We start from the raw sequence: 11,315 nt of genomic DNA, 5'->3' as shown, positions 1-11,315 counted from the left end.
TTCCTCAATATGGGCTGCAACTATTTTTTCTCGGAGATCCACTGAATATGCTTTCATGACAGTATTATCTTTATTATTACTAACTGTACCTCATAACTTCGGAAACTGCTGTATAATCTTAAATTGGTATAAAACTGGAATTTAGTTATTGGATTTAACTATGAACTAAATAGATATTTCTCTATGATAACATCACAGCTAGTTAATTCAATTCCCTGGATTCAATGATCGGTGCAAATATCCAGCCAAAGTTTTCTGAAACTGCTCAAAACCAAAGGTATCAATAACCTGTTGACGCAAGGATTCGGGTTGATACATTAAAGGATTAGGATATGTACTTTGTAAAATTTGAATAATAGTTTGAGCAATTTCATCTACATCATCAGGATTTACCAATGCCCCTAGTTTACCATGACAAAGCGCGTCCGTAGCACCATCTTGATTACCACCCAAAACAGGTTTACCACACGCTAGGGCTTCTAAGTAGACAATACCAAATCCTTCTCTTTTACTCGGCATAGCAAAAACATCACAGAGATTGTAGTAATCACACAGTTGTTGATCAGGAATAAATCCAGCTAGAGTTACACAATCTTGTAATCCGAATTGGGTAATTAACTGCTCAATTCTAGTCTGGTCATTTCCTTTACCCACAATAATGTAGTGAACATCGGGAATTTGCTGACGAATTTGAGGAAGTGCTTTGAGAACTTGGTCATAACCCTTATAGCGTTCAACTTCCGCTAGTCGAGCTACAGTTAATACTATAGGTTGTTCGCGCCTTAGTCCATATTTTTCTAATAAATAAGCAGGTTTGGGGACTAGTTGAAAGCGATTGAAATCAAAAGTGTTTGGTAAGATACCAATTTTATTCGGGTCAAGGTTTTGTTCTTTAATCAGGCGATCGCGGGTATAGCCACTAACTGCTAAAATCAGGTCTGCATGATGTAAAGCTGTTTGCAAAGCTGGGTTTTTGATATTCCAGGCTTCGATACCATGGGCAACAGTGCAATAAGGGACATTTGTCAATCGTTTTAGCCAGTAGGCTGCCACGGTAAAATTCAGGTGGCCAGTAATGATTAGATTTGGGTGCTTCCAGATTCCCCAACCAATTAACTGGGCTGCAAATGCAGCTGTTCTCAGTGGTAATGGTATAGATCCAGCAAAGTGAAACCTAGTAGGGGCTAGGGTTGAGAAGTTGGGTGAGGCATTTCTGTCATGCTTAATAAAGATGTCATAGTGAGTATCAGGGTAGATATTTTGAATGGCTGACAATAAAAAACCACAATATGTTTGAATGCCACCTGTAAATTCAAATATGTTGGGAAACCAGAGGTGAAGATTATTCTTATTCTTATTCTTATTCATGGGTTTTATTTATTACATATCGCTGCCAAGGCTTCCTTTAAGCCTGCAATTATGCGATCATAACAGTAATCTCTGACAATGATTTTACTTTCTTCTCCCCATTGTTTCAAGCGACAATGATCAGCCATAGCCTCTTTAAGACTAGCAGTAAGAGCCTCTACATTTCCTGCTTCAAAAATCAAACCATTCTTTCTCTGTTTAACCAAATCAGCCGCACAACCAACATGACTGCTAACAATTACAGCACATCCCATACACATCGCTTCATTAATTGCTAACCCCCATGTTTCACCACTACCATAACTAGGCAAAACAAAAACATCACAACTAGCATAAGTACGCGGCATTAGGGATTGATTTTGAAATGGGGCAAAGTAGATTTGATCATTCTGCTTGGCTAACTCTCGCATTTGTGCGTCTAAATTTCCCGACCCAACTAATAGCAAAGAGACTGATTTTAATTGTGCATTAATAAAAGCCTGAATTAAATCCAAAGGACGCTTTTTATGTTCAAATTTGCCAGCAAAAAGGATTACCTGATTTTGGAGAGGGATACCTAATTCCCGTTGCCAAGTTTTTGCTTGACTAGATAGCTCATTAGTCATGGCAGAAAACCGGTGATTATCAATAGCATGGGGAGCGAAGAATAATTTACTCTCTAATACAGAATGATATTTAAAGTATTCATAATTGGCTTTACCAACATATAAACAAGCCGCAAAATTTTGGAAAATTTTGGCAATAAATAGCTTTTTTAGCTGACTTTTAAAATCATTTTTCGCCTGAATTCGATGGGAATCACCACGAAATATTATGGGAATATTGATATTTTTCATCTGCCAAAGAAACCTATAAATACTTGCGTAGTTATAGGAGACTGTCAGGAATATAGCATCTGGTTTAAATGCTAAAACTTGCTGAGTCAGGCTGGGATTTTGCAAGCCAAAGATATGATGAGTGCCTCGATCTTTACTAATATTAGGCACAAATTCAAAATCATAGCCATCTAGTAATGGAATATCCCATTTTAACGATTGCTTAAATCCTGGATCAATCTGATTTGTAATGCCAAAATCCCATAAATAGAATACTTTAATATTAAAATTACAGTCTTCAGCCAGACACCGAAAAAGCGGCGCGTAATACTGAATTGGATGAGATGCAATAATTGCTAAATTTGTCATTGACTAATTTTAACTACCTCAGCAAAGTTAATTCAACTCAGATTTACACGTTAGCCATAACCAAATGTTTTTTCCAAAAAGACGAAGAGCCATGGAATAAACTAATAATAAAATTACTCCTGAAGGAAGTACTTTAACATTAGAAGACTCAAAAAAAACTGCTGAGTTCAATAAAATAGTTGTTGCTGCTGCTAATCCTAGCAAAGGAATTGATCCTAAATTAGTTATAAATCGGTAAAGCCAACCCCAAAAATAGCCCAGGGCGAAAATTGGTGCAAACATGAATGGAACACCAAAATCAATGTAACTCTCACCCACATAGCCAATACTAACGGAAGTACCTTTGTCAGCACCACTCACTTGAATACCCGAAAATTCATTTGTGCGTTTGGAATCGTCAAGTATTGGCTTATCAGGAAAAAGAGCGCGGGGAATTAAAGTAAATATTGCCTCCGACCATAGTTTGCCATTTTGATAAGGAACAGCATTAGGTACAGTTCTAATGCTACCTGCGAAAAATTGAAGGTATCCCAAACGGGATAATAATGAATTAAATCCGTCTTCAAGGTCTTTATCGCTGATTTTACTAAATTCATTAGTATGATAATTTAATCTATCAGCCAAAGAAACCCTCACGGTTTGAGTTTGAGTTCCTTGGTTAACATAGTTACGATAACCTCCCTTAACACTTTGCCAGTAAGTTGTTAATAACAGTAATAGCACCATCAATATTAAAACTTGGGGGCGTAGTAATTGCTTAACTTTAAAACTTGTCGCCCCATATACAACCAACATTACAAAAAGGACTTGCTTAAATCCGCTAAAAAACCCAGTCATCCCAATGATAATTTCAAGAATAAGAATGCTTAAAGATAATAAGCCAAATTTAGGATCACGAAATCCATTCCAGAGAATCAAAAAAATAACCAACCAGCGCAAAGACCCCAAAGATAGCAAAAGTTGGGTAAAAGCAGGGTCTCCAAATGCTAGAGAAGTTATTAATGAAGAAAATACGAATGTCCCTAAATATGCTATTGCTAACCTAGAAACTTTTAATTCTGATGCACTTTTTTCTTGATCTATGAAGCTAATTACAGGAGAAGCGCCAACAGCCTGCTTCATACCATAGGCGAGTGCCAGCATAGATAGGATACCTAAATAAAATGCTAAACTTAGTTCTTGACCAAAATTCTGCTTTAGAGTTTCTCCTGCTAAATTAGCAGTAATCACAGGGACAAATACTTGAAGGCTTTGAAAGCTGGCTGCAAATAATAATGCAGGTGGTTCACCAGGTCGCCAAAGCAATGAAAACAAGACTGGCCAAATTAGGCATCCTAAAAATGTTTCGCTGGGATTAGGTGTACTTAGCCCAATAAAAGCCAGCACCAGACAAATTACCCAAAGTATTTTAGTTACAGATATTTTATCTGATTTTGGCCTTAGCAAAGGTCTATTGTTTAGAGAGTAATGTGACATTATTTTTTTTACGTACGTCCCGCATTACAAAATTTAATTTATAGCTTTTGTAAAAATATAGGTTTCAATGTTACTGAGTTCATAAAAATACCCGGTAAGTGGGAAACTCAGTCACTTCAGTGCTGAGAGGGAAACGACTCGTGCGGTTTTAACCGCCTTGAATATTTTTTCATTACCGCCTTGGAGTTGGTAAATTCGGTGTACTTTTGTAATGTACTTTCAACGGGACAATTACCGATTCAAAATTCCCAACTCTGTACGCATAATGTGTTGCTCCGAAGAGCCTCCCATTTCTGGGGTAATGTTAGCTTCGTCAATGTTTTAAGAGCTTTTTAAACTTGCAACACTGTTTCAGGGACTTTAAAACTGTTTAATTGCAAATGACAGAGCAGGGAACTAGCTACGCATTCCGGGGTGTCGTGACTCAAAAAACGTAGTCAGTGAAGACTTAGACTGGTCAGTACAGCTGGCAATTTCTTACAAGCTCAGTCCCTTTAGGGCTGAGTTACTGACACTCAGAAAGTTCTAGTCCAGTTTTGCATAAATCACAATTTTTTTTTGCATATTTTAGGTTTTACCTTGATTTTGGATTAGCTGACTGATCAAAAATTTTACACAAAGTCCGTGTCATTTGTCTAGCGGTATAAGGCTCAAATGCTTGCCAATCTGTTGTTTCTGAAAGTCCGTAGACTAGAGAATTAAGTAACCATTCTATTCCTTGTCTAAGGATATCATAAATTTCTATATTGGTTAAATTAGTAAAAGTTACGGTATAGCCCGCTTGACATTCTTTAATTACATTAACGACAAGACTCTGTTCGTGCAAAATTGCTAAGATGGGCTTCTGAGCAAGGATACATGGATAGACTTTAGATGCAGAATAACTGGGATCATCAGAACCAATTATTAAAATCCCATGACTATCTTTTAAAACTTGCAAGGCTTCAAAGTAAGGGATACGTTGTGGATATTCAGTGATTATATCGTCTAAATTATAGGATTTGGCGATCGCCTCTATTTCCTTATTGTTGTCAAAAATTGAATATTTCGTGCCAACAAAATGAATTTTAATTTTTTGCCAAATTTCGGGATTGTGCTGACGATGTTTTTGAATTGCTAAGAAAAAGACATTCAGGCTCAAAGCCATATCTTTACCACCTCTACCCACATAAACCCAATGTTGATAACCATCATTGGGATCAAATATTTTCTGTTGGATATTCAGTTTAGGTAATATTTCAAAATCTTTCTCAGGTGCGCCGAAGGGGAGAACAGAAAACTGCTCTTTTTTTAGCCAGGAATATCGCTGCATTAATACTTTGGGATATTCTGGTGAAACACTGGTTATATGACAGGCTTTAGCCAAAGTCAAGGGTTCTAAAATCTTAGCAAAAGACTGGGCGACTGCATATTTTAGTTTGCCACCAGGGGGAGTGTTTTGAGTGCGATCATAATAATCACTTAACCAAGGATCTTGAAAGTCTAAAATATAAGGAATTTTATATTTCTCTAGCCAGTAGCGACCAAGGGGCATGGTCAAAAAAACTGTATTTGAGAAATAAACTAAATCAAAATAATTTTTTTCAAAATATTTAGCTGTTGCTTTTATCAAAAAAGGTATGCTTCTAAAACCTAAATTTCCCAGCTTTAATTTTCTAGATAGTTTCGGAGAAATAGCCGATGCTCGAATAACTTCAATGTTTGCTGGAACCGTCAAATTCAGGTTGGGATCATATATTCCTTCGATAAAATCAGGTTCGATACATAGAACAGTTACATCCCATCCAAATTCTTCAAAGTATGGCAGTGCCATTCTAATGCGCTGATGATCCGCAGCGTTAATTGGTGGGAAATGGGGGCTAACAATAAGAACTCGATGATTCATTTAATTACTTATAAGTATATAAATAGCTAATATAAAACTAAAAAAAGTTGATTATATGATAACATCAAAAATCAACTCCTAATACTTGATATTAGGGAGCAGTTTTAACCCGATCTGTAATTTTAGAGATAAATTCCGAATCCATAAATAGTTATTACTTAAATGATTATGTGCTGAAGTCTTTAATTCTCTCTTAAATGGATCCTAACTAGCAGATTGAAAGCCAGATTCTCCTAGGGTGTTCTCAATTTCGGGATCAACTGTTTCTCATATAACAGCGAGTACAGAATCAGCCGTTAAAATTTTGCGCGATAATTACAGCAGTTTCCGATTTTATGAAGTACAGATATTAATAATAAAACTCTTGTGGTGCGGGCATACTTCGGCAAACTCAGTACAAGTCTTGCCCGCACAAAGTGTACCTCACTCAAAGCTACTTGCTGTATTTTCATTCCTAAAATCAGCAACGCCTTTAAGTCTTTGTTATTGAGCTACTGCAATCATCGCAAAAGCACCGCCTTTTGATAATTCTGAAAAATAAGGAAGCATCCGAATTAAAGCAAATAATCCTAAAAAAGCTAATAAGTTTCATTTTTTTGATTTTTTAATTTCATACCCCAATTCAGCAACGCCAAAAAATTTTAACGGTTGTTGTTGTTTAGTAACAACTACTAAACAAAATTTTAACGACACGCAGAAAATTTACAATCCTACTTAACTATGAGCAAATTATTAGTCAATGTGCAGACTTAAAACATATATGATTTTGTCTTAAACCTCAAATTCACAAGAATTTGCTCATGTAAAGTTGTTGATATTGCTCAACAATTACATCAGATGAAAAGTATTCTATCGCTCGTTGACGACAATCATGACGATCAATCTGATCTAACTGATGCACTTTATTAACTGCGTCATCAATGGAAGTGATCAAATAACCATCAACTCCTTCTCGCACAATTTCCGGCAATGAGCCTCTTGGACAAGAGATTACGGGAGTACCACAGGCTAAAGCTTCAGCAAAGACAATGCCAAAAGGCTCATCCCATTCTATGGGAACAAGCATAGCTGAGGCTTGACCTAATAAATTATTTTTCTGCTCATCATTGACTGTTCCTATGTATTCAATTCTATTTTTTCCTAGCTGTGGCTCTATTTCTTTTCGCCAATACTTTCCCTCCTCACCGGTTTGGCTATAGTTACCTGCAATGATGAGTTTTTTATCGCATTTTTTGGCGATCGCAATTGCTGTATGCGCACCTTTAATCCGCTCAATCCGGCTTAAAAAAACTAAGGGTGCATCCGCATCTACCTTTCCTTGAAATGTGTATTTCTCCGGTTCAACACAGTTATAAATTGTTTGCCAAGTTCCGCCTGCATTGCGCCCGATTTTGCAAATACTATCACTGCAACCTGTAAAAGTGAGAGATTTACCCGCAATTTGCGCGGCTAGTTTGACAGTGCGATCGCTTGGCCGGCGCTGATAAGACATAATTTTGGGTAAAGGCGATCGCAGAATTGGCAGCATATAGAAAATGCGCGAAAAACTATGGACAACATCAGGTTTAAATGACTTGACTGCTGACCATAGGGTGATCATATTTTGTAATGTGTCGAGCTTGTTTTGCGATCGCATTCCTCCCCAAGGAAACAATTTAGATACAGATGATGTTGATTCAGGATGAGCGACAAGAGCCACTTCATGACCGCGATTTTGCAGCCCTGCAACTAATAAATCAACAATCCGTTCAATACCACCATAGAGTTTTGGCGGTACTGGTAATTCAGGATCAGCGGTGAGTAATATTTTCATAACACTGGTTTATTGGCTGTTATTTGATGTCTCCAGTCATTTAAAGGCTTTTCAATTAATTGATAAAATATGAAACTTACACTAATTGCTACTAACCAACCAAGCATTTGCAACATTAGCATCATTGGACTTTCAATCGGCACAAATCTTGAACCTAGATTAATTACTCTTCCCCCAAATGGAACATGGAGCAAATAGAGGGAATACGATATTATGCCTATAAACTTGAGCCATTTCATGAAATCCAAAGAATCAATATATTTATCTAATTTGTAGAGAAAATAAATAATCATCGCAAAAATACTACTAAATAATAGTTGATTTTGCTGATTATGTACAACATTCATATATTGACCCAAACAACCCAAAACTGGGATAAGCATTAAACATAAATTACGTTGATAAATTCGACTTGAAGCATTTGTTAAAAGAGCAATAAATACAAGCGATCCACAAAGAAACTCACCATAATTTCTAAATAAGCCTAATCGGGGATCAGTAGAAATAAAAACAGAAACTAATCCTAAGCTGAGGGCTATGAATAAAGCTAAGTTTTGATTTATCTTATTTCTAATTGCTAACAGACCAGCAGTTATTAAATAAAAACCTAATTCAATTACAAGTGACCAGTAAACTACAACATAGAACGGAACATCAAGATAAGGCTCGATTAAAAATAAATTACCTACCCAAGACTGGAGAGATAAAGGGAAAGATTCCCACAAGTTAGTTTTGTTAAATGGAGAAGATACTAAATTTAGTATTAAAGTGACTATAAATGCCAGCCAATAAGTGGGCATTAACCGCCAGAATCTATTTTTCAAAAAATCCCAACTGCTACCTTGCTTAAGGATTAATTTATAGACATTAGCGGCGATACAATAGCCACTAATCACAAAAAAAGGTGTACTCCTAACCAACCCGGTGCTGCTACTGATTTTACTAGCTCAACCAATGGGTGAAGAGGTTTATTGTACACAGTTCCAAAACCATGAAAAATCATCACCCATAAAGCTGCAACGCCCCGCCAGTGGTCTAAGGTTTTATATTGAGGATTCCATGAGGGCATAAAATTTAATTCCTTGTAACAGAAATGAATCCACTTCTCAAGCACCCCAGCGTTTATCTGTCCTCAATGTACTGTTACGAGGAACAAAAATAAAATCAGCTTGCCAAAGAGCTTGATCGAGCGGACGGCGCGTTAACCCACAAATATCGTAAGCAACCCAATCTTTTTTATCGAGCCACCTAATCAATTCCGAGAGCAAAGGTACATTTTGATGGATATCAAGCAGATTAACTTCTGCCAAAATAACCTGTATTCCTGGCAATGATTTTTCTGCGCCTTTGAGTACTTCCAACTCATATCCCTGTACATCTAGTTTCAAAAATTCAGGACTTATTCCACCAAAATGCTTGTGAACTATTTCGTCTACAGTTGTCATCGGATAAGATCTAACTGGAAAGTTTTGGGGAATTTGTTCAACTAGTACCGAAGAAGCTGTTTCGGCTTGATTAAACTGTACTTTGGCTTGAATTTCTGAACCTAGTAATGTTGAGAATACTTGTACAGAAGAATTTTGAGATGCTAATAGGTTTAATTGGTCTACTCTATGTTCCAAGACTTCAAAACAAGCTACTTTGGATTCTGGAAAATACTTAAGACATAAATCAGCAAAATCTCCTTTATACGCACCAACATCAAAGATTTGAGTGGGATTGAAGTTTGAATTAGCCAGTCTCTCAATAGCCAGAGGTATTTCTGGGACTCCTAGCTTTCTTGTCAGATATGCTTTGATTTTTTGCTTGAAAAACATAAAAAAATATACCAAATTTTAGTGACAGAGCAATTTCACGGGCAGATCACAGTTTAATGAACTTCTAACCAGTCTATCAGGTCTTGTAACTGAGAAAAATCTAATAAACTTTCTCCCAAAATTTCTAACTTAGAAGTTGGTAACTTCTGGATTTTCTGTGTGATAGAAAATTCTATTTCCCCAAACCTCTTAGTCAGTTGACGCAAGACAAGGGCGGACTCCCCTTGTTGTAATCCTTGTTGCAATCCTTGTTGCAATCCTTGTTGCAATCCTTGTTGCAATCCTTGTTGTTCTCCTTGCTGTAATCCTTCCTTCAGAATTTCTTCATACCACGGTGATTCTTTTAACACTGTCATATCCCACCTCATGATTTGTTGAATTAAGGGAATATCTAAAACAAAACTAGCAAAGAATGATAATAACGGCTCTAGGTCTTTTAGCTGTTCATCTTTCCGCAGTTCTCTTACTGCAAGACGGAGGTTATTTTCACTGTTCCCACCCTGGAGAATTGGCACAAAGGGCAATAGGGTAGATATTTTTTGCTCAAACACTAGGTTAACATCTACTTCCCACAGGTTGATAACTTGATAATCTTGATAAGCCTTTATCCCTAATATCTCTGATTCATAGCGATTGGGGATTATTTGTTTAGTGCTTTGGGGGAGGATGTTAATGAGAACTGGGTATACTTTTAAGTTGTAACGCTCTTCTGCTAGGGCTGTGTAAGCTCGCAGTCGCCGGGGCATTCTCTGGTTGTAACGCAGTTGTAGTTCGTTAAGTAGTAAAAATTCTCCTATTTCTGGGCTGTACACTTTGAGTAAAACGTCACTTTCTCTCTCTATCCACTGAAATTCTGTGTTGAGGATGTCTTGTACTTCCAGATGGGAACGTTGGGTAATCCACTGTACCCATGTATTAGGTGCCAGACTGATTAATCTTTTACTGCCTATATCTGCTTTTTTTACCACTGGTTTTATGTGGGTAAAATAATAAAAATTGAGGTTTTAATGTGTCAAGCTTGTTGTGGCGATAGCGAAGCGCTGCTGCAAGCAGGTCGCATTCCTCGCTAATGGAAAAACCAGGGATTGTCTGATTTTTTATTTAAAAAACTTTAATAAACATAGAGACACAACCAAATTCTGTTTTTTATCTACTAATTGCTTTTGCGGCTAATCTTAATATTATACTCTCTTGGTTCTCCCAGTTTAATTGATCTTCAGCAGCTAACAAAGCAGTTTTTTTAGTGGCAGCTAATTTTTGAGGATCATTAACCAAGTTATTTATGGCTGATGCTAAGGCGATCGCATCATGACTAGCAATTATTTGACCAGCTTCAGGATACTCATTTAATATCTCGCTTTGACCTTCTGTGTTAGTGGCTATTACTGCTAGTCCTGCTTGTAAATATTGAAATATCTTATTAGTAATCCTGAGATTTCTACTAGGTATATTATTTACCTCTAAAGCCAAGCCAATATTGTGTTCAGATATTCGAGACAGTAATTCATGATTGGGAACGGTGGCATGGATAAATAGCCGATCGCGTTCTACTAAATCTGGATCAAACCAAAAACCACCGATAGTGACATCATGTCCAGCATTTGCCAATGTTTCAGCTTCTTTTTGAGGACGAGGAGCCGTGCATAGATGAGCGCCAATTAGAATCAGGATTTTTGCCATTTTGACCAAATTGTTTGAATTCAGTATCTATGATTATGATATATAGGGATTTTCAACGACTGAGAATTTCCCCAACAACTAATTTGAGATTT

10 protein-coding genes are annotated in these 11,315 nt (G+C 36.9%); all 10 read right to left on the bottom strand.

Features of this window, described 5'->3' with window-relative positions; genetic code table 11:
* Positions 1-207: 207 nt before the first annotated feature.
* The gene (locus H6F39_RS03235; RefSeq protein ID WP_190396220.1) at positions 208-1,368 is read right to left on the bottom strand and encodes a glycosyltransferase; all 1,161 of its coding nucleotides are present in this window, start codon (positions 1,366-1,368) and stop codon (positions 208-210) included.
* A 5-nt stretch (positions 1,369-1,373) separates the two neighbouring features.
* Positions 1,374-2,552 (bottom strand): glycosyltransferase family 4 protein, encoded by a 1,179-nt coding sequence (locus H6F39_RS03230; protein ID WP_137909497.1) that lies wholly within the window; start codon positions 2,550-2,552, stop codon positions 1,374-1,376.
* A 27-nt stretch (positions 2,553-2,579) separates the two neighbouring features.
* Positions 2,580-3,938: a hypothetical protein gene (locus tag H6F39_RS03225; RefSeq protein ID WP_190396219.1), complete on the bottom strand. Its 1,359-nt coding sequence runs from the start codon at positions 3,936-3,938 to the stop codon at positions 2,580-2,582.
* Between the two features lie 664 nt (positions 3,939-4,602).
* A complete protein-coding gene (locus tag H6F39_RS03220) occupies positions 4,603-5,913 on the bottom strand; it encodes a hypothetical protein (RefSeq protein ID WP_190396218.1) in 1,311 nt (436 codons plus the stop codon).
* 784 nt (positions 5,914-6,697) lie between these two features.
* Complete coding sequence (locus H6F39_RS03215; protein WP_137909500.1) at positions 6,698-7,726, bottom strand: glycosyltransferase; 1,029 nt, start codon at positions 7,724-7,726, stop codon at positions 6,698-6,700.
* Entirely contained in the window at positions 7,723-8,622 is a 900-nt protein-coding gene (locus tag H6F39_RS03210) for an acyltransferase (protein ID WP_190396217.1), read from the bottom strand. Before H6F39_RS03210 ends, H6F39_RS03215 begins: the two co-directional genes overlap by 4 nt.
* On the bottom strand, positions 8,619-8,795 hold the full coding sequence (locus H6F39_RS03205; protein WP_190396216.1) for a hypothetical protein: 177 nt from the start codon (positions 8,793-8,795) through the stop codon (positions 8,619-8,621). Before H6F39_RS03205 ends, H6F39_RS03210 begins: the two co-directional genes overlap by 4 nt.
* Before the next feature lie 37 nt (positions 8,796-8,832).
* On the bottom strand, positions 8,833-9,543 hold the full coding sequence (locus H6F39_RS03200; RefSeq protein ID WP_190396215.1) for an FkbM family methyltransferase: 711 nt from the start codon (positions 9,541-9,543) through the stop codon (positions 8,833-8,835).
* Positions 9,544-9,596: 53 nt separating this feature from the next.
* Entirely contained in the window at positions 9,597-10,511 is a 915-nt protein-coding gene (locus H6F39_RS03195) for a DUF4351 domain-containing protein (protein ID WP_190396214.1), read from the bottom strand.
* A gap of 178 nt (positions 10,512-10,689) precedes the next feature.
* Positions 10,690-11,223, bottom strand: coding sequence for a glycosyltransferase (locus H6F39_RS03190; protein ID WP_190396213.1), 534 nt, complete (start codon positions 11,221-11,223; stop codon positions 10,690-10,692).
* Between the last annotated feature and the right edge of the window lie 92 nt (positions 11,224-11,315).

Source organism: Dolichospermum sp. FACHB-1250 (genome assembly GCF_014696335.1).
In the GTDB taxonomy this organism is placed as follows: Bacteria; Cyanobacteriota; Cyanobacteriia; order Cyanobacteriales; family Nostocaceae; genus Dolichospermum; species Dolichospermum planctonicum.
The sequence above is the reverse complement of the archived record's forward strand: the minus strand, read 5'-3'. Positions and strand labels throughout refer to the sequence as shown.